This is a genomic window from Aureimonas sp. D3 (assembly GCF_001463805.1).
GTDB classification, from domain to species: domain Bacteria; phylum Pseudomonadota; class Alphaproteobacteria; order Rhizobiales; family Rhizobiaceae; genus Aureimonas; species Aureimonas ureilytica_A.
In genome coordinates, this window is record NZ_BBWM01000010.1 from 33,329 (window position 1) to 50,861 (window position 17,533).

The 17,533-nt window shown below is 65.9% G+C and carries 17 protein-coding genes; 7 read left to right on the forward strand and 10 right to left on the reverse strand.

All coding sequences use genetic code 11. The features are described from left to right. Positions 1–65: 65 nt before the first annotated feature. Positions 66–1,070 (reverse strand): peptidylprolyl isomerase, encoded by a 1,005-nt coding sequence (locus tag AUL36_RS03595; RefSeq protein WP_062218131.1) that lies wholly within the window; start codon positions 1,068–1,070, stop codon positions 66–68. A 293-nt stretch (positions 1,071–1,363) separates the two neighbouring features. Here AUL36_RS03595 and secA point away from each other — a divergent pair, with 293 nt between their 5' ends. Continuing rightward, positions 1,364–4,099, forward strand: a complete 2,736-nt coding sequence (secA, locus tag AUL36_RS03600) for a preprotein translocase subunit SecA (protein WP_062218134.1) — start codon at positions 1,364–1,366, stop codon at positions 4,097–4,099. A 75-nt stretch (positions 4,100–4,174) separates the two neighbouring features. Here secA and AUL36_RS24430 read toward each other — a convergent pair whose 3' ends face one another. From AUL36_RS24430 to AUL36_RS03620, 5 genes are all read right to left on the reverse strand, one after another. Next, complete coding sequence (locus AUL36_RS24430) at positions 4,175–4,582, reverse strand: hypothetical protein (protein WP_210168843.1); 408 nt, start codon at positions 4,580–4,582, stop codon at positions 4,175–4,177. Positions 4,583–4,633: 51 nt separating this feature from the next. Continuing rightward, positions 4,634–5,674 (reverse strand): L,D-transpeptidase family protein, encoded by a 1,041-nt coding sequence (locus AUL36_RS03605; RefSeq protein WP_062218137.1) that lies wholly within the window; start codon positions 5,672–5,674, stop codon positions 4,634–4,636. Between the two features lie 355 nt (positions 5,675–6,029). Beyond that, a complete protein-coding gene (locus AUL36_RS03610; protein WP_062218138.1) occupies positions 6,030–6,989 on the reverse strand; it encodes an acetyl-CoA carboxylase carboxyltransferase subunit alpha in 960 nt (319 codons plus the stop codon). A gap of 172 nt (positions 6,990–7,161) precedes the next feature. Then, positions 7,162–8,124: a site-specific tyrosine recombinase XerD gene (gene xerD, locus AUL36_RS03615; protein ID WP_062218141.1), complete on the reverse strand. Its 963-nt coding sequence runs from the start codon at positions 8,122–8,124 to the stop codon at positions 7,162–7,164. Further along, positions 8,121–8,327: a hypothetical protein gene (locus AUL36_RS03620; RefSeq protein ID WP_062218144.1), complete on the reverse strand. Its 207-nt coding sequence runs from the start codon at positions 8,325–8,327 to the stop codon at positions 8,121–8,123. Before AUL36_RS03620 ends, xerD begins: the two co-directional genes overlap by 4 nt. A 213-nt stretch (positions 8,328–8,540) precedes the next feature. Between AUL36_RS03620 and AUL36_RS03625 the strand changes: the two genes are divergently transcribed. Next, the gene (locus AUL36_RS03625; protein ID WP_058634863.1) at positions 8,541–9,125 is read left to right on the forward strand and encodes a shikimate kinase; all 585 of its coding nucleotides are present in this window, start codon (positions 8,541–8,543) and stop codon (positions 9,123–9,125) included. Next, complete coding sequence (gene aroB / locus AUL36_RS03630) at positions 9,122–10,249, forward strand: 3-dehydroquinate synthase (protein ID WP_062218147.1); 1,128 nt, start codon at positions 9,122–9,124, stop codon at positions 10,247–10,249. The genes AUL36_RS03625 and aroB overlap by 4 nt, the downstream gene beginning before the upstream one ends. A gap of 50 nt (positions 10,250–10,299) precedes the next feature. Here aroB and AUL36_RS03635 read toward each other — a convergent pair whose 3' ends face one another. Then, positions 10,300–11,013: a YoaK family protein gene (locus AUL36_RS03635; RefSeq protein ID WP_062218150.1), complete on the reverse strand. Its 714-nt coding sequence runs from the start codon at positions 11,011–11,013 to the stop codon at positions 10,300–10,302. A 19-nt stretch (positions 11,014–11,032) separates the two neighbouring features. Continuing rightward, a complete protein-coding gene (locus tag AUL36_RS03640; protein WP_058634860.1) occupies positions 11,033–11,335 on the reverse strand; it encodes a BolA family protein in 303 nt (100 codons plus the stop codon). 151 nt (positions 11,336–11,486) lie between these two features. Here AUL36_RS03640 and AUL36_RS03645 point away from each other — a divergent pair, with 151 nt between their 5' ends. The 4 genes from AUL36_RS03645 (at position 11,487) to AUL36_RS03660 (ending at position 16,156) form a co-directional block, all read left to right on the forward strand. Further along, positions 11,487–12,122, forward strand: a complete 636-nt coding sequence (locus AUL36_RS03645; RefSeq protein WP_062218152.1) for a J domain-containing protein — start codon at positions 11,487–11,489, stop codon at positions 12,120–12,122. Positions 12,123–12,244: 122 nt separating this feature from the next. Further along, the gene (gene cobS / locus AUL36_RS03650) at positions 12,245–13,231 is read left to right on the forward strand and encodes a cobaltochelatase subunit CobS (RefSeq protein ID WP_058598635.1); all 987 of its coding nucleotides are present in this window, start codon (positions 12,245–12,247) and stop codon (positions 13,229–13,231) included. A gap of 4 nt (positions 13,232–13,235) precedes the next feature. Further along, positions 13,236–15,143, forward strand: coding sequence for a cobaltochelatase subunit CobT (gene cobT / locus AUL36_RS03655; RefSeq protein WP_062218155.1), 1,908 nt, complete (start codon positions 13,236–13,238; stop codon positions 15,141–15,143). After that, positions 15,140–16,156, forward strand: coding sequence for an esterase-like activity of phytase family protein (locus AUL36_RS03660; RefSeq protein ID WP_062218159.1), 1,017 nt, complete (start codon positions 15,140–15,142; stop codon positions 16,154–16,156). Before cobT ends, AUL36_RS03660 begins: the two co-directional genes overlap by 4 nt. Before the next feature lie 19 nt (positions 16,157–16,175). On the opposite strand, the gene AUL36_RS03665 is transcribed toward AUL36_RS03660, so the two are convergent. Beyond that, positions 16,176–16,868 (reverse strand): queuosine precursor transporter, encoded by a 693-nt coding sequence (locus AUL36_RS03665; RefSeq protein ID WP_062218298.1) that lies wholly within the window; start codon positions 16,866–16,868, stop codon positions 16,176–16,178. A gap of 159 nt (positions 16,869–17,027) precedes the next feature. Further along, positions 17,028–17,327 (reverse strand): 50S ribosomal protein L28, encoded by a 300-nt coding sequence (rpmB, locus tag AUL36_RS03670; protein ID WP_058598670.1) that lies wholly within the window; start codon positions 17,325–17,327, stop codon positions 17,028–17,030. Positions 17,328–17,533 lie beyond the last annotated feature (206 nt).

The following is a 17,533-nucleotide window of genomic DNA, read 5'->3' on the forward strand; positions in this document are numbered from 1 at the left end:
CCCGCGAGAGATCGCGGGCGTCTGACATGAGCGTTCACGGGCGCACGGCATGCGCCCCCGAAATCTTAGTTGGCGGGCTTGGCGGCGGCGTCGGGCGTGGCCTGATCGGCCTCGTCGGCGGCCTCTTCCGGGTCCGCGGCAGCGGCGCCCGACATGGCCTTTTCCATGGCCTCGACCTGCGCCTTCAGAGCCGGGTCCTCATAGGTCACCTTCTCGGCTTCGCGCGCGGCCTGCACCATGGCGATATACTTCTCGCGCATGACGATCTGGCGCACCTGATCCTTCACCTGATCGAAGGCCGGCGGCTGCTGCTTGCGCTTTTCCAAGACCTTGATCACGTGCCAGCCGAACTGCGTCTGCACCGGCTCCTTGGTATAGGTGCCCGGCTCCAGCTTGAAGGCGGCCTCTTCGAACGGCGGCACCATCTGACCGGGGCCGAAGAAGCCGAGATCGCCGCCCTGCGGGCCGGTCGGGCCGGTGGACTTCTCGGCGGCGACCGCGTCGAAATCCTTGCCGGCGTCGAGTTCCTTGATCGCAGCCTCGGCCTCTTCCTTGGTGGGAACGAGGATATGCTTGGCGTGGATTTCCTCCACCGGCTTCATGGCCGCGACCTCGGCGTCATAGCGCGCCTTCAGCTCGGCATCGGTAATGGCGGCCACGCCTTCCTTCTCGAAATAGGCGTTATGCAGCGCGCGCTCGCGCAGGAAGGCGATGCGACGGGCGACATCGGGCTGGTCCTGCAGCTTGGCCGCTTCCGCCTTTTCGGCCAGCGCCTTGATGTCGATTAGGGCCGACAGCACGGCGAGGCGCTGCTGCTCGGGCGGCAGTTGACCGAACTGGCTGGCGAGATCGGCGGAAGCCGCCTGGAGATCGGCCTCGGTGATCACCTGCGAGCCGACCTTGGCCAGCACCGTCTCGGGCGGCAGGGGCTTGGCGGGGGCCGGTGCGGCCTCGGCGCTAGCGGGCGCGGCCGGCGCAGGCGTGTCCTGCGCCCAGGCGGGAGCGGCCAGGAGGGCCGTCATCAAGGCGAGGCTGGAGGCGGCGAGCCGGAGGCGGGTCAGGTCGAGCATGAGGCGAAGGAGCCTTTCAGGGAAAGCGGCCCGGGGCGAAGACGAATCGCCCAAGACGGCACAGGTCTCTTGCATACCGCAAAGAAGCGGCTTTGCGGTGTTTTGAGGGCCGCGCGGCACGAGGGTCGCGGCGTTGACATCGATCAGGCCCCCTCTTATCTCTCGCACAATTTAGAAGTCCAGCTGCCTTCATGCCGCCCGGATGGTGCGGGTGACGGGGCCGATCTCGGCTTGAAGCATGGGACGACGGGCGCGCCGCGCCCGATAGAGAGTTTCCTGGAAGGACGTTACGGATGGTGAGTTTCGCTGGCCTTGCCCGCAAGCTTCTGGGGTCGGCCAACAGCCGCCGGGTCCGCAAGTTCGACCCCACGGTGCGCGCCATCTCGGCGCTCGAGCCCGAACTGTCCGCCCTGTCGGACGATCAGCTGCGCGCCCGCACGGACCAGTTCCGCGACGAGATCGCCAAGGGCAAGACGATCGACGATCTTCTGGTGCCGGCCTTCGCGACCGTTCGCGAGGCGGCCAAGCGCGCGCTCGGCCTGCGGCCCTTCGACGTGCAGCTGATCGGCGGCATGGTGCTGGCCGGCGGATCGATCGCCGAAATGCGCACGGGCGAAGGCAAGACGCTGGTCGGCACCCTGCCCGTCTATCTCGCCGCGTTGGAAGGCAAGGGCGTCCACGTCGTGACGGTCAACGACTATCTCGCCCGGCGCGACGCGGCCACGATGGGCCGGGTCTATAATTTCCTGGGCCTTACGGTGGGCGTCATCATGCATGGCATGTCGGACGACGAGCGCCGCGACGCCTATAATTGCGACATCACCTACGCGACGAACAACGAACTCGGCTTCGACTATCTTCGCGACAACATGAAATACGAGCGCTCGCAGATGGTGCAGCGCGGGCATCATTTCGCGATCATCGACGAGGTGGACTCGATCCTCATCGACGAGGCGCGCACGCCGCTCATCATCTCCGGCCCGCTGGACGACCGCTCCGATCTTTACCGCACGATCGACAGCTTCATCCCCCAGCTGACGGCCGAAGATTACGAGGTCGACGAGAAGCAGCGTCAGGTCTCGTTTACGGAAGACGGCACCGAGAAGCTGGAGCGCCTTCTGGAGGCGGCCGGCCATCTCGTCGGCGACTCGCTCTACGACATCGAGAACGTCACCATCGTTCACCACGTGAACAACGCGCTGAAGGCCCACAAGCTCTTCCAGCGCGACAAGGACTATATCGTCCGCGGCGACGAGATCGTCATCATCGACGAGTTCACCGGCCGCATGATGCCGGGCCGCCGCTTCTCGGAAGGCCTGCATCAGGCGCTGGAAGCCAAGGAAGGCGTCACGGTTCAGCCCGAGAACCAGACGCTCGCCTCGATCACCTTCCAGAACTATTTCCGCATGTACAAGCGCCTCGCCGGCATGACCGGCACGGCGGTGACGGAAGCGGCCGAGTTCGCGGACATCTACAATCTCGACGTTCTGGAAATTCCGACCAACCTGCCGGTCAAGCGGTTGGACGAGGATGACGAGGTCTATCGCACGAACGAAGAGAAGTTCCGTGCCATCGCCAAGGAAATCCGCGCGGCCGCCGAGCGCCGCCAGCCGATCCTGGTGGGAACGACCTCGATCGAGAAGTCCGAGATGCTGGCCGAGCGCCTGCGTCAGGACGGGCTGAAGAACTTCCAGGTTCTCAACGCGCGCTATCACGAGCAGGAAGCCTATATCGTCGCGCAGGCCGGCGTTCCCGGCGCGGTGACGATCGCGACCAACATGGCCGGTCGCGGCACCGACATCCAGCTCGGCGGCAATCTGGACATGCGCATCGAGCACGAGCTGGCCGAGATGCCGGAAGGGCCCGAGCGCGAGGCCGCGATCGTCGCGATCCGTGAGGACATTCAGCGCCTCAAGCAGGAGGCGCTCGCCGCTGGCGGCCTCTACGTGCTCGCCACCGAGCGCCACGAGTCACGCCGCATCGACAACCAGCTGCGTGGCCGTTCCGGCCGTCAGGGCGACCCCGGCCAGTCGAAATTCTACCTGTCGCTTCAGGACGACCTGATGCGCATCTTCGGCTCCGAGCGCATGGACGCGATGCTGACGCGTCTCGGCCTCAAGGAAGACGAGGCCATCGTCCACCCCTGGATCAACAAGGCGCTGGAAAAGGCGCAGAAGAAGGTCGAAGCGCGCAACTTCGACATCCGCAAGAACCTTCTGAAATACGACGACGTGATGAATGACCAGCGCAAGGTCATTTTCGAACAGCGCATCGAACTCATGGACGCCGAGTCGCTGGACGAGACCGTCACCGACATGCGCCACGAGATGATCGAGGATCTCGTCGCCAAGCGGATGCCCGAGCGCGCCTATCCCGAGCAGTGGGAAACCGCCGAGCTGACCGAGGAAATCCGCGAATTCCTGAATCTCGACCTGCCGATCGCCGCCTGGGCGGAAGAGGAAGGCATCGACGACGCGGACGTGCGCACGCGCATTCTGGAAGCCTCCGACAAGGCTTTCGCCGAGAAGGAGCAGCGCTTCGGCCCGGACATCATGCGCTATATCGAGCGCTCGATCGTGCTTCAGACGATCGACGCCCTCTGGCGCGAGCATCTCGTCAATCTGGACCACCTGCGTTCGGCCGTCGGCTTCCGTGGCTATGCGCAGCGCGATCCGCTGAACGAGTACAAGTCGGAAGCCTTCGAGCTGTTTCAGTCGATGCTGACGCATCTGCGCGAGCGCACGACACAGCAGCTCATGCGCGTCGAGATCGTGCGCCCCGAGGAAACCGCGCCGCTCGATATGCCGCCGATGCAGGCCCATCATATCGACCCGCTGACGGGCGAGGACGAGTTCGGCCACGGCGCCGAGCGCCTGACGGCCGACTTCACGCCCACCGCCGAGGCCCCGCTCCAGATCGACCCGAACGATCCGAGCACCTGGACCTCGATCAGCCGCAACGCCCTCTGCCCCTGCGGCTCCGGCAAGAAGTACAAGCACTGCCACGGCGCCTACGAGCAGATCGCCTGAGGCGAGGCAGCGAGAATGGAAAAAGGCCGGCGGAGACGCCGGCCTTTTTGTTTGAGCCGGAAAAATTTCAGCCCGCTAACGTCTTACAACGATGTCGATCGAACCGATCAGGTCTGGCCCCGGCTTCCAAACCAGCGGCACAAGCACGCCTGACCGTCTATTGCGATCATCATAAACCCTGAGCCGGTCGATGCCGCCGCTATAGCTGGTTCTTGTTGATCCATTCGAGAATGCGCAAGACAAGAGCCCGCAAGTGATCGTTGCCTCGCCTGGCTGGTTCCGTCCGCGCGGCGGACGAAGGCGAAGCTCGATCCTCGGCCAAAACGACAAAAGGATTTCGCAGTCCTTATTCGAAACGCACAGCATCTCGCCGGCAATCGGCTCCAAACTGCCGATCATCGCGCCGAACCGGACAGTGTAGTGAAAAGGCTCAGGTGGGCTGGGGGCCTTGTCTCGCGCCATGGCCGGCATGGTCACCAGCAATCCGGCGACAATCCATTTTGCCCCGAACCACCGGATACCCAAGCGAGCGGCTTACTGATCGCGCGAGGCGTCGCTCGTGTTCAACACCCGCTTCTGCAACAGGTTCTTGAACATCGAGGTCTTGGCGTTCAGCGGCTTGCCGTCGCGGTCGTAGCCCTCGCGGCGATGCTGCTCGGCCGCATAAGCCTCGGCGGAGATCGGGGAGCCGGTCTTGTAGACGAGGCTCGGGGTCGTCGCGAACTCTTCGGGCGCCATGGTGGAGGCGATCTTCTGTTCGAGTTCGTCGTCGGCCTTACGCTTGGCGACGAGGTCGGCGGGCTCGGCGACGGCCGGGCATGTGCCGTCGGGATCGAGCACGCGGCCGTCGCTCAGCGTCGCGTCGAAGACGTAGCGCTTCTCGCAGGTGGCGACGGCCACCGGCTTCTTGGTCAGCTCGAAGCGGTCCGTGCCTTCCTTCAGCATCTTCCAGAAGGCGTAATGCTCGGAATTCTTGTGCCGCGCCATGTTCTTGGGCGTCATGCGGAAAGGCAGCGCCTGGAACTGGATCGCCTTCTGCCCGCCTTGGAAGGCGTGGCGCGCCAACGCGTAAAGCTCTTCCATCTGCCAGTTGTCCATGGCGTAGCAGCCGGACGAATTGCAGGAGCCGTGCACCATCAGGTTCTGGCCGGTGGAGCCGTTGGCGCGGTCATAGGCGTTGGGATAGCCCATGTCGAAGGCGAGGTGATAGTTCGACTTGGGGTTCAGATGGCCGGGGGTAACGGAGTAGAAACCCTCAGGCGCCTGCCGGTCGCCTTCTTTCCGCTTGGGGCCGAGTTTGCCCGACCAGGCGCAGATCGGATAGGTCTTGAGCAGCGCGAAGCTGCCGTCGCCCTTCTGCTTCCAGACCTCGAGTTCGGATTCTTCCTTATAGATCCGCACCATGATGGCGGAATTCTCGCCCATCTGGTTGGTGCGGATGAGCTTGACGAGGCTGGGCGGCAGCGGGGCGTCCGCGCCCATCAGATCGCCGAAGTCGGCGCCACCCGTGCAGCCCGACAACGCCAGAAGCGAGCCGGCCAGGAAAGCAGCAGCAGCAAGGCGTCGTGCGGACATGTTCCGTCTCATCCCCTCGACCGGCCTCGTCCCTTTTCGGCTCGCCGGCAAACCGATGCATGGATCGGCACCGGAGCGCCGAAGCGAGGCAGCGCCGAATGGATCCACGCCGTCTCGTATCACCTCTTGTCGAGCCGGGACGGTTTCCAATCCCTTAACGCGCGATCACAAATGCATGTTATTCCCGGTGTCGAACTGACCGTGCCCCCGCCTTTGACGATGGCACGGCAAAGCGACGGATGGCCGGAACAAACCATCCGTCTCGCCTTCCCTACAGGAAAACGCACTCGAAAAACAGTCACACCTCGTCCGGCGGCTCGCGGAGCTTGGCGAGCCGACCAAACAAGACGGGAGATCAGACCTTGAGGTCGCGGCCGATGGCGAGGAACTTCTCGCGCCGATCACGCCGCAGAGCTGGCCCGTCGAGCTGCGACAGCTCGGTCAAGGCGGCCTCCACGCGCTCGGCCGCCATGTCGATCGCGGCGTCCTTGTCGCGATGCGCGCCGCCGAGCGGCTCGGGCACGATCTCATCGATGACGCCGAAGCCCTTGAGGTCCTGAGCGGTGATCTTCATCGCTTGGGCGACATCCTTGGCGCGCGCGGCGTCGCGCCAGAGAATCGATGCGCCCGCTTCCGGCGAGATGACGCTGTAGATCGCGTGCTCCAGCATGAGCACGCGATTGGCGGCGGCGATGGCGATCGCCCCGCCCGAGCCGCCCTCGCCGATCACGAGCGAGACGAGAGGCACTTCGAGCTTGAGGCAAGTCTCCGTCGAGCGGGCGATGGCCTCGGCCTGGCCGCGCTCTTCCGCGCCGATGCCGGGATAGGCGCCGGCCGTGTCCACCAGCGTCAGGACGGGAATGCCGAAGCGCTCGGCCATATCCATGATGCGCACGGCCTTTCGATAGCCCTCGGGCCGCGCCATGCCGAAATTGTGCTTGAGGCGGGTCTGGGTGTCGGAGCCCTTTTCCTGCCCGATCACGGCGACCGAACGGCCCCGAAAGCGGCCGAAGCCGGCGATCACCGCGAAGTCCTCGGCGAAATAGCGATCGCCCGCCAGCGGCGTGAAGTCGGTGATGAGGCGGGAGATATAGTCCACGCAATGGGGCCGGTCCGGGTGACGGGCAACCTGCGTCTTCTGCCAGGGCGTCAGCTTGCGATAGAGATCGACCAGCGCATCGGAGGAGCGCTTTTCCAGCCGCTGAATGTCCTCCGAAACGTCGAGACTGTCCTCGCCCGAGCCGATCTTCTTCAGTTCGATGATCTGGCTGTCGAGATCGGCGACGGGTTTTTCGAAGTCGAGATAATTGTGCATTCAGCAGCGGCCCGAAGCCGTCCTCGTGGCAGGGCCAGCGGCGCGCGGGCCTGGTTTCGTCGAAGCGCCGGCGATCGGCCGGACGGCGCCGCCATCCCTCCGGGGGTGTTCGCGTCGGCCGGCAAACTGGCGATCCGACCTCTTTGTGTCAAGACCTATGGGGCGGCGTACCCTATTCCTCCGCCGCCAGGGCCGAGAGCGGATGAAGATCGGTGACGAGCCGCAAGAGCCGCTCTTCCAGAACATGGGTGTAGATCTGCGTCGTGCCGATATCGGCATGGCCGAGCAGTTCCTGCACGGCGCGAAGGTCCGCGCCATTCTGCAGGAGATGGCTGGCGAAGGCATGGCGCAAAACGTGAGGCGATACGCGATCGGGCGAGATGCCGGCGCGAGCGGCCAGCGCCTTTAGATCCCGCGCGAAGCCCTGGCGCGTCAGGTGGCCGCTTTCCGACAGGGCGGGGAACAGCCAGGGGCTTTCATAAGAGCCGTCGCGCTCGGCGCTGGGCGAGGCTTTGAGCGCGGTGGCGAAGCGCTGAAGCGCGTCCCGCGCGCGCTCGCCCACCGGCACCATGCGCTCCTTGTTGCCCTTGCCGCGCACCACGATCAGCCGCTGGCGCGAGCGCAGAACCGAGCGCGGCAGCGAGACGAGTTCCGAGACGCGCAGGCCGGTGGCGTAGAGAAGCTCCACCAGCGCATGCATCCGCAGCGCCCGCGTCAGCGCCGGGCTGGACAGATCGGGCGCGGCGGCCTCGGCTTCCGCCCGGTCGATCAGCGCGTCCACCTCGCTCTCCGAGAGGATTTTGGGCAGGCTTCGCGCCCGGCGCGCGCCCTCGATCGGCGAGGTCGGATCATCGGGCCGAATGGCTTCGGCATAAAGAAACTTGAAGAACTGGCGCAGCGCGCTGGTGCGCCGTTGCAGGCTGGACGGCGCAAAGCCCTCCTCGTCCAGATGCTCGATATAGCGGCGGATCGATTCGGTTGATGCCGCGCATAAGGCGACCCGCTCGCCCGCCAGAAATTCGCGCGCGTGGTCGAGATCGCGTCGATAGGCTTGGAGCGTGTTGTCGGCCGCACCGCGCTCCACCGCCATCATTTCCAGAAAGCTCTCGATCCGCGCCCCGTCCATGCCGCTCATCGCAGCCCCTCCACGGCAGGAGCGGACGAGGCCGGCGCGGGCGGGGTCACCGGCGCGCGCCGTTCCTGAAGCGCGGGAATCGGCACGTCGATCGTCACCGGCACGATCTCGGGGCGCACGAAGGTGACGAGCGCCCACATGACCGCGAAGACCGCGCCCGCCAGGAGAGCGAGAACGATGAGAAGGCGTGTGAGTGTCGGCATGAACAGGCGTGGCTTTCCCTTCGGAGCGCGCGCTCCGTCTCGTCCCCGTGAGGCAATCTAGTGACACCAGGCGCGAAGCGACAGGTCTTTTCCCGAAGGCGGTGCCTGCGTCTCCGGCCGCCTGTCGTTTCGAACCTTCGGGTTCGCTTGACGGCTTGGGGGTTTTCTGGTCTCAGACCATCGCTTTACAAGCATTTTTGAAGCTTTCGTTCCATGACCGGTGCCGACCACGAGCCTCTGAAGCATGATGCCGTCGCCCGGTTGCGCGGTCGCTCGATCGTGCTCGTCGGTCTGATGGGCGCGGGCAAGACCCATGTGGGCAAGCGCCTCGCCGCGCTTCTGGACCTGCCCTTCGTCGATACTGACCAGGAAATCGAAGAGGCGGCGCGCATGACGGTCGCCGAACTCTTCGCAGCCTATGGCGAGCCGGAGTTCCGCGCTCTGGAAGCGCGCGTCGTGGCGCGGCTGATCGATGGCCCGCAGCATGTGATCGCGACCGGCGGCGGCGCCTTCATCAACGAGGAAACGCGGCGCATCCTCAAGGAACGCTCGGTCACGATCTGGCTGAAGGCCGATCTCGACACGCTGATGGAGCGCGTTTCCAAGCGCCCGACGCGCCCGCTTCTGAAGACGGCCGACCCCCGCGCCACGATGAAGAACCTGATGGACGCGCGCTATCCGATCTATCGCACCGCCGACATCCACATCCATTCGCGCAACGCCAAGCGGGACACGATCGCACGCGAGATCGTGCAATCGCTCGCGGGGCGCTCCAGCCATCGGAAAGCCGCGTCATGACCGACGAGACCCCTTCGCGCCGCACCGTTCGCGTCGAGCTGGGGCCGCGCTCCTATGACATTCTGATCGGCTCCGGCCTTCTGGCCGAGGCGGGAAGCGAAATTGCCGCGCTCATGCCCAAGGCGCGGCTGCTGATCGTGGCGGACGAGCGGGTGGACGATCTCCATGGCACGGCGCTGCGCGCCTCGCTGGATCGGGCCGGCGTCGGCCACGCCACGATGCGCCTGCCCTCCGGCGAGCCGACCAAGAGCTTTCCCCATTTCGAGGCGGTGGTGGACCGCATTCTGGAAGAGCGGCTGGAGCGGGGCGATGCGGTGCTCGCCTTCGGCGGCGGCGTGATCGGCGATCTCGCGGGCTTTGCGGCGGGCGTCGCGCGGCGCGGGATGCGCTTCGTGCAAGTGCCGACCTCGCTTCTAGCGCAGGTCGATTCCTCCGTCGGCGGCAAGACGGGCATCAACTCGCCGCGCGGCAAGAATCTCGTCGGCGTCTTTCACCAGCCCGCGCTGGTTCTGGCCGATACGGATGTTCTGGAAACGCTCTCAGCCCGCGAGTTCGCGGCCGGCTATGCCGAAGTCGTCAAATACGGGTTGATCGACCGGCCGGACTTTTTCCACTGGCTGGAGGCGAAACGGGGCGCGATCTTCGCAGGCGGGCCGGAGCGCGCCGAGGCGATCGCCGCAAGCTGCGAGGCCAAGGCCGAGGTCGTGGCGGGCGACGAGCGCGAGGACGGCAACCGCGCGCTTCTCAATCTCGGCCACACGTTCGGCCACGCGTTGGAATCGGTGGCGCGCTACGACGCCGAGCGACTGGTGCATGGCGAGGCCGTGTCGATCGGCATGGCGCTCGCGCACCGCTATTCCGTGCGCCAGGGCCTCTGCCCAGGGCAGGATGCCGAGCGCGCCGTGGCGCACTTACGCGCGGCCGGCCTGCCGACCCGCATTCAGGAGATCCCGGGCTCCGGCTTCACGCTGGACGCGCTGATGAGCAAGATCGCGCAGGACAAGAAGGTGGTGCGCGGCGCGCTGACCTTCATCCTGACGCGCGGCATCGGCCAGTCCTTCGTCGCCAACAATGTGGACCCGGCCGAAATCACGCGCTTTCTGGAAGCCGAACTCGCGGCTTAAGCGAACTCGCGGCCTGAGCGGGCGCGCGGCGCGAAGCCGCGTCTCGATCGTCAGCGAAGCGGAGCGCCGCTCGGCGTTTCGCGGCGGAAGGGCCGCTTGGCCAGCCAGATGCGTCGCCAGCTTTGCGGAACCACGAGGCTGGCAAGTGCAAGACCGAGAGCCACGCCGGCCACCACCAGAATCGCCGCACCCCCTGAGCGCTGCGTGACGAGAGCGCCCGTGAGCGCGCCTGATAGCATTCCCGCCCAGGGCACGATCTGCGTCCACCAGCCCTTCGTGTGGTGGCCGAGAAGAAAGCGCCCGAGCCCCCGGCCGAAGCGCGACAGAGCGCCCGAAACATAGGTGACGCCGAGCGCCTGCCCGTCGACTTCCTCCAGCGCGGCGTTGAGCGCGCCCATGGCGAAGACCAGCGCCGGCACGCCGTGAGACGGCTCGCCGAAGAGCAGCGGCACCAGCGCGAGCAGCCCGACCAGCGCCAGAAGACCCGGCTGGCTTCCCCGTGTCCAGCGCATGAACAACACGCCAAATGCGTTGCCGACCACGAAGATCGCGATCACGAACCCGAGGCGCAGGATCGCGTCCGTCTCGCCCGAGGACAGCGCGATGGCCAGTCGCGTCGTATTGCCGCTCATGAAGGACACGAAATCGCCGGCCAGGAGAAAACCGACGACATCCGTCATGCCCGCCAGAAAGCTGAGGCTGGCGGCAAACAGGAGGCCGGTGGCGAGGCGAAGACGATTGCGACGGCGAAGCCGCGTGCGCATCGAAGGAAAGCCGCCCGGTTCAGCGGCGCGTCGGTTCGCCCGGCGCGGACGCCTCGATCGCCAGCGCATGGACGCCGCCGGCCAGTTCCTCGGCCAGTGTCGCATTCACGGCGCGGTGCCGCTCCACCCGGCTTTTGCCCGAAAAGGCCTGCGACACGATGCGCACGCGGAAATGGGTTTCGCCCGTTCCGTCGAAGCCGCCATGATGATCGCTGCCGCCATGGTGGTGGCCGGCGTGGAGGTGGCTTTCGTTCACGACCGCCAGGGTTTCCGGGCCGAAAGCCTCGCGCAGCTTCGTTTCGATACGGGCCTGAATGGTCATGATCGCGCCTCACATTTGTTCAAACGGACAAGCGATCCACCACCCGGATCGACAAGCCCGCTCCCATAGGGGACAAGGAGCCTGTTGTGGACGGGTTTTCGCGTCTGTCAATTCTTGTTCGCGCTCCTCCGGGGCCCCATAATCGGCCGTGATGACACTCGACTCCAAACTCTTCGACCAGATCCGCGTCAAACCCGCCGGCAAGAAGGCCGCGGAGAAGGTGCGTGCGCCCGAATGCATGTGGGAAGGCTGCGACCAGCCGGGCACCCACAAGGCTCCGCGCGGGCGCGACCATGAAGGTCAGTATCTGAACTTCTGCGTCGACCATGTGCGCCTCTACAACAAGTCCTACAATTACTTCTCGGGTCTCGGAGACGACGACATCCAGAAGTATCTGAAGGACTCGCTGACCGGCCACCGCCCGACCGCCCCGATGGGCACCAACAATTCGGCAGGCCCGCGCTCGGCCTCCGCCATGCCCTCCTCGCTTCCGAGCGGGCGTCCGCGCCGCGTCAACGCGCGCATCCACGACCGCTTCAATCTGTTCGAGGGCGGCGCGGCGCCGGCCAAGCCCGCGCCGGTCAAGAAGCCGCGCACGCTGGAGTCGAAGGCGCTGGACACGCTGGGCGTTCCTCAGACCGCCGATGCCGAGTCGATCCGCATCCAGTACAAGGCGCTGGTGAAGCAGTATCACCCCGATTCCAACGGCGGCGATCGCGGCTCGGAAGATCGCCTGCGCGAAGTCATTCAAGCCTACAAGCTTTTGAAGCAGTCGGGCTTCTGTTAATCCGGGACGAATCGGATCGTCCGGTCCGCTTTCGCTCCGCCTGGGCTTGTCCCGAAACGCAAGTGACGAAGATTGGTGGCGCACGGCCCTGATGCGGCCTTTCTCGCGCCGTTGGAGGTATGATGAGTGCAGCGGAACTGGAAGTGGCGAACCTCCCCGACGCCATGATCTCCGTCCGCGAGACCTTCGGTTTCGATAGCGACCTGAAGGTGCCGGCCTATAGCAAGACCGATCCGCACGTTCCCGAGATCGATCCGGACTATCTGTTCGACAAGCAGACGACGCTGGCGATTCTGGCGGGCTTCGCCAAGAACCGGCGCGTCATGGTTTCGGGCTCGCATGGCACGGGCAAGTCCACCCATATCGAGCAGGTCGCCGCGCGGCTGAACTGGCCCTGCGTGCGCCTCAACCTCGACAGCCACGTGTCGCGCATCGATCTCGTCGGCAAGGACGCGATCACGGTTCGCGAAGGCAAGCAGGTCACGGAATTCCGCGACGGCATCCTGCCCTGGGCCTATCAGAACAATGTCGCGCTCGTGTTCGACGAATACGACGCCGGCCGCCCGGACGTCATGTTCGTGATCCAGCGCGTTCTGGAATCCTCGGGCCGGCTGACGCTGCTCGATCAGGCCCGCGTCATTCGCCCGCACCCCGCCTTCCGCCTGTTCGCCACCGCCAACACGGTCGGCCTCGGCGACACGACGGGCCTTTATCACGGCACGCAGCAGATCAATCAGGCGCAGATGGACCGCTGGTCGATCGTCACCGTCCTGAACTACCTGCCGCATGACAACGAGGTCGGGATCGTTCTGGCGAAGGCCAAGCATTTCCAGACCGACAAAGGCCGCGCCCAGGTCTCCAAGATGGTGCGCGTGGCCGATCTCACGCGCTCGGCCTTCCGCAACGGCGACCTGTCCACCGTCATGAGCCCGCGCACGGTGATCACCTGGGCCGAGAACGCCGAGATCTTCGGCGATATCGGCTTTGCCTTCCGCCTGACATTCCTCAACAAGTGCGACGATCTGGAGCGGCCGCTGGTCGCCGAGTTCTACCAGCGCGCCTTCGGCGAGGACCTGCCGGAATCGGCCTCCAACCTGGTGCTCGACTAAGACCATGGCGCGCCCCGGAGACAATTCGGCCAAGGGGCAGCGCCCCAAGACCACCGACCGCGAGCCGTTCCGCCGCGCGGTCGCGGGCTGTATGCGCGCGATTTCGGGCGATGCGCAGCTCGAAGTCACCTATGGCAATGACCGCCCCGGTCTGACGGGAGATCGGGCGCGCCTGCCCGAGCTGCCCAAGCGCGCAGGCCAAACCGAAGTCGCCGTGGTGCGTGGCCTGTCGGACGCCATGGCCCTGCGGAAGGCGCGACACGACGCGCGCATCCACGCGACGCTCTCGCCCGACGGGCGCGGCGCGCGCGCCGTGTTCGACGCCCTGGAGCAGGCGCGCTGCGAGGCGATCGGCGCCAATGCCATGCCGGGCGTCGCCGACAATCTCGCCTCCATGCTGGAGGACAAGTATTTCCGCTCCAACCTCACCGACGTCACCGACCGCACGGAAGCCCCGCTCGAAGACGCCATCGCCCTGATGGTGCGCGAGCATCTGACCGGGCGGCCCGTCCCCCCGAGCGCGCGGGCTCTGGTCGATGTCTGGCGCGACTGGATCGAGGAAAAGGCCGGCCCGCAATTCGAGCGGCTGGGCGACACGATCGAGGATCAGCGCCTCTTCGCGCGCACGCTGCGCGACATGCTCGTGTCCATGGAGATGGCGGAGGAACTCGCCGACGAGTCTGACGATTCCGACGAGGAGTCGCCCGACGAGGCCGGCGACAACCAGACGCGCGATCAGGAAGACAGCGGGGCCGAGAAGGAAGCGGGCCAGGACGAGGCCGAGCCGCAGGAAGCCGAGGGCGAGGCCGAAAGCGAGGATGCGAGCGAGGCCGAGACCTCCGAGCAGACCAGCGACGAGCCGACCGAGGACGAGGACGTCGATTCGGAAACGCCCGGCGAATCGCGCCGCCCGAACCAAGCGCTGCCGCGCGATCTCGGCGACACGGATTATCAGGTCTTCAACGAGAGCTTCGACGAGACGGTGGGCGCGGAAGAGCTGTGCGACGAAGCCGAGCTCGACCGGCTGCGCTCCTTCCTCGACAAGCAACTCGCCTCGCTGCAAGGCGCGGTCGGACGGCTGGCCAACCGGCTTCAGCGCCGCCTCATGGCGCAGCAGAACCGCGCCTGGGATTTCGACCTCGAAGAGGGCTATCTCGACACGGCGCGTCTGACGCGCCTCGTGACGGACCCGCTCCAGCCGCTCTCCTTCAAGATGGAGCGCGACACGGATTTCCGCGACACGATCGTGACGCTCCTGATCGACAACTCCGGCTCCATGCGCGGGCGGCCGATCACCGTGGCGGCGACCTGCGCCGACATTCTCGCCCGCACGCTGGAGCGTTGCGGCGTCAAGGTCGAGGTGCTGGGCTTCACGACCCGCGCCTGGAAGGGTGGTCAGTCGCGCGAAGCCTGGCTCAAGGCCGGCAAGCCGCAGCGCCCCGGCCGGCTCAACGATCTCCGGCACATCGTCTACAAAAGCGCAGACGCGCCTTGGCGGCGGGCTCGGCGCAATCTCGGTCTGATGATGCGCGAAGGGCTCCTGAAGGAGAATATCGATGGCGAGGCGCTGATCTGGGCGCATAACCGGCTTCTCGCCCGCTCCGAGCAGCGGCGCATCCTGATGATGATTTCGGACGGCGCGCCGGTGGATGATTCCACGCTTTCGGTGAACCCCGGCAATTATCTGGAGCGGCACCTGCGCGCCGTGATCGAGGAGATCGAGACGCGCTCCCCGGTCGAGCTTCTGGCCATCGGCATCGGCCATGACGTGACGCGCTATTATCGCCGCGCCGTGACCATCTCGGACGCCGAGGAACTGGCGGGCGCGATGACCGAGCAGCTCGCCGCCCTCTTCGAAGACGAAGGCGCCCTGCCTTCGCGCCGCCAGCGTCGCGCCGCGGGCGCTCGTTGATCCGCGCTCGCCTTCGCGCGGCCTGCGCTCTTCTGGCGCTTCTGACGCTCGGTCCCGCCGGGGCCGAGCCGAGCGAGACCGTCGTCACCAGCCAGCCGATCACGCGCTTTCGTATCGGTTCCGACGAGACGCGCTTCGGCGCGCTCGATTATATCGGCGGTTTCAGCTACCGCTCGAGCGACCGGCGGCTGGAAGGCGTCTCCTCCATTCGGCTGCGCGAGGGCGGACGGCGCTTCCTGGCCGTGACGGACACGGGCTATTGGTTTCGTGGCGCGATCCGGCGCGATGCGGACGGAAAGCCTCTCGGCATCGACAGCGCGCAGGTCGCGCCGATCCTCGACCGATCGGGCCGCCCGCCCGCGCGCAAGGGCGATGCCGACGCGGAAGGTCTGGCGCTGGATGGGAGCCACGCCCTCGTTTCCTTCGAACGTGACGCGCGGATCGAGCGCTTCGACGCCGACGCGCCGGGACGTGGCAGCCCCGTCGCCATGCCCATTTCTCGCCGCGAGCTTCGCTCGAATGGCGGCTTGGAAACCATCGCCGTCTCGCCCGCCTCCTCCCCTCTGAAGGGCGCGGCCATCATCGTTGCGGAGAATTCGATCGACGCAGAGGGCAATCTGCTGGCGGGGATTCTGGGCCTCGGGGCCAAGGGGCTCTTCAGCGTGCGCCATGACAAGGTCTGGTCGGCCACCGACGGCGCCTTCCTCGACAACGGCGATTTCATGCTTTTGGAACGGCGCTATGAGGGTTTCGGGCGGATTGGAATGCGCATTCGCCGCATCGATGCGAACGCGATCCGACCCGGCGCGCTGGTGGACGGGCCTGTTATCATGGAAGCCGATTTCGGCAACGAGATCGACAATATGGAAGGGTTGGACGTCTGGACCAACGCGCGCGGCGAGACGATCCTTGCCGTGGTCTCGGACGACAACGGCTCCTTCTTCCAGCGCAATCTCTATCTGGAATTCCGTCTGCGCGACGATGCCCCCACAGAGGCGAGCCGGACGCCCTGAGGCATCCGGCTGCATGTCGTCAGACCGAGACGGCCTGCGTGTCCCGGTAGGGCAGAACGCTGTTGATCACCACGCGGTAGGGCACGAGGCCGAAGATCGCAATCATCAGCTTCACGCCGAAATCCCCAAGCGCCCAAGAGAGCCAGCGCGGGGCCTCCACCGGCAGCAGGCCGAAGAGCGGCGCGTGTTCCAGCGAGAAGGCATCATTCGGCCCGAGGAAGACGAAGAGCGGCGCGAAGGCGACGGTGAAGAAGGTGAGCGTGTCCAGCACCGTGCCGAGAATGCCGCTGGCGAGCGGTGCCTTCCACCAGGACATGAGGCGCAGGCGATTGAAGACGAGAATGTCCAAGAGTTGCGCCATCAGGAAGGCCGTGCCGCTGGCGAGCGCGATGCGCAGGAGACGCCCCGCTTCCGTCTCGAACGGCACGAGGCCGAGCCGGTAGAGAATCGGCGGGAACAAGACGGAGCTGACAACCGCCAGACAGAAGCCGAGATACACGACCCGGCGCGCCATGGACGGGCCATAGAGCCGGTTGTTCACATCGGTCACGATGAAGGCGAAGGGATAAACGAAGGCGCCCCAGGTCAGAAGATCGGCGAGCTTCAAAGGCCCGATCTCACCCTGCACGGGAAACTGAACGGAGACGTTGGAGAAGAGCACGATGATCGTCATGGCGATCACCGGCAGCACGTAGCGGCGCGAAGAGGTCACGGTTTGGTCCATTTTTTTAGGCTGGGGTATGGCACCAGCGGTCGATGGGAGCCCCCGACAAATCGGAAGCGGCGTCTCGGGACGAAACACCGCCCCAAAAAACAAGAAGCGCCACCGCGAGCGGTAGCGCTTCCCAATCGGTCCCTCAGGATCGAAGGATCAGGCGGCCTGGGCCTCGCCGGCGACCTTCTTGGCGATCTGGCGCTTCAGAAGGCGCGCGCGGGGCGACAGCTCGATCTCGGCGGCCTTCGCGAGGAAGGCGTCGAGGCCACCGCGATGCTCGACCGAGCGCAGCGCATGGGCGCTGACGCGCAGGCGGAAACGCTGGCCGAGCGCGTCGGAGATCAGCGTGACCTGGCAGAGGTTCGGCAGGAAGCGGCGACGCGTCTTGTTATTCGCGTGGCTGACATTGTTACCGGACTGGACGGCCTTGCCGGTTAGTTCGCAAGCGCGCGACATGGGATCACCTTTCAAACAAATCGATACGGCCTTGCGGGGCGCGCCGCCGCCGGACGGCAGCGCGATCATCGACCCCATGGCATGATCGGAAAATCGTGGGTTCCTATAGTCTCCGCGCTCTTCTGCGTCAACCCGCCGTCATAAAGCTGTGCCGCCCCCTTGCGCCCGGTCCCCCTCGAATCCCATCCTTTGGGAACGCCTCTCGC

Coding starts and splice junctions, on each gene's coding strand:
- AUL36_RS03595 (WP_062218131.1), bottom strand. CDS start 1,070: ATGCTCGACCTGACCCGCCTCCGGCTCGCCGCCTCCAGCCTCGCCTTG.
- secA (WP_062218134.1), top strand. CDS start 1,364: ATGGTGAGTTTCGCTGGCCTTGCCCGCAAGCTTCTGGGGTCGGCCAAC.
- AUL36_RS03605 (WP_062218137.1), bottom strand. CDS start 5,674: ATGTCCGCACGACGCCTTGCTGCTGCTGCTTTCCTGGCCGGCTCGCTT.
- AUL36_RS03610 (WP_062218138.1), bottom strand. CDS start 6,989: ATGCACAATTATCTCGACTTCGAAAAACCCGTCGCCGATCTCGACAGC.
- xerD (WP_062218141.1), bottom strand. CDS start 8,124: ATGAGCGGCATGGACGGGGCGCGGATCGAGAGCTTTCTGGAAATGATG.
- AUL36_RS03620 (WP_062218144.1), bottom strand. CDS start 8,327: ATGCCGACACTCACACGCCTTCTCATCGTTCTCGCTCTCCTGGCGGGC.
- AUL36_RS03625 (WP_058634863.1), top strand. CDS start 8,541: ATGACCGGTGCCGACCACGAGCCTCTGAAGCATGATGCCGTCGCCCGG.
- aroB (WP_062218147.1), top strand. CDS start 9,122: ATGACCGACGAGACCCCTTCGCGCCGCACCGTTCGCGTCGAGCTGGGG.
- AUL36_RS03635 (WP_062218150.1), bottom strand. CDS start 11,013: ATGCGCACGCGGCTTCGCCGTCGCAATCGTCTTCGCCTCGCCACCGGC.
- AUL36_RS03640 (WP_058634860.1), bottom strand. CDS start 11,335: ATGACCATTCAGGCCCGTATCGAAACGAAGCTGCGCGAGGCTTTCGGC.
- AUL36_RS03645 (WP_062218152.1), top strand. CDS start 11,487: ATGACACTCGACTCCAAACTCTTCGACCAGATCCGCGTCAAACCCGCC.
- cobS (WP_058598635.1), top strand. CDS start 12,245: ATGAGTGCAGCGGAACTGGAAGTGGCGAACCTCCCCGACGCCATGATC.
- cobT (WP_062218155.1), top strand. CDS start 13,236: ATGGCGCGCCCCGGAGACAATTCGGCCAAGGGGCAGCGCCCCAAGACC.
- rpmB (WP_058598670.1), bottom strand. CDS start 17,327: ATGTCGCGCGCTTGCGAACTAACCGGCAAGGCCGTCCAGTCCGGTAAC.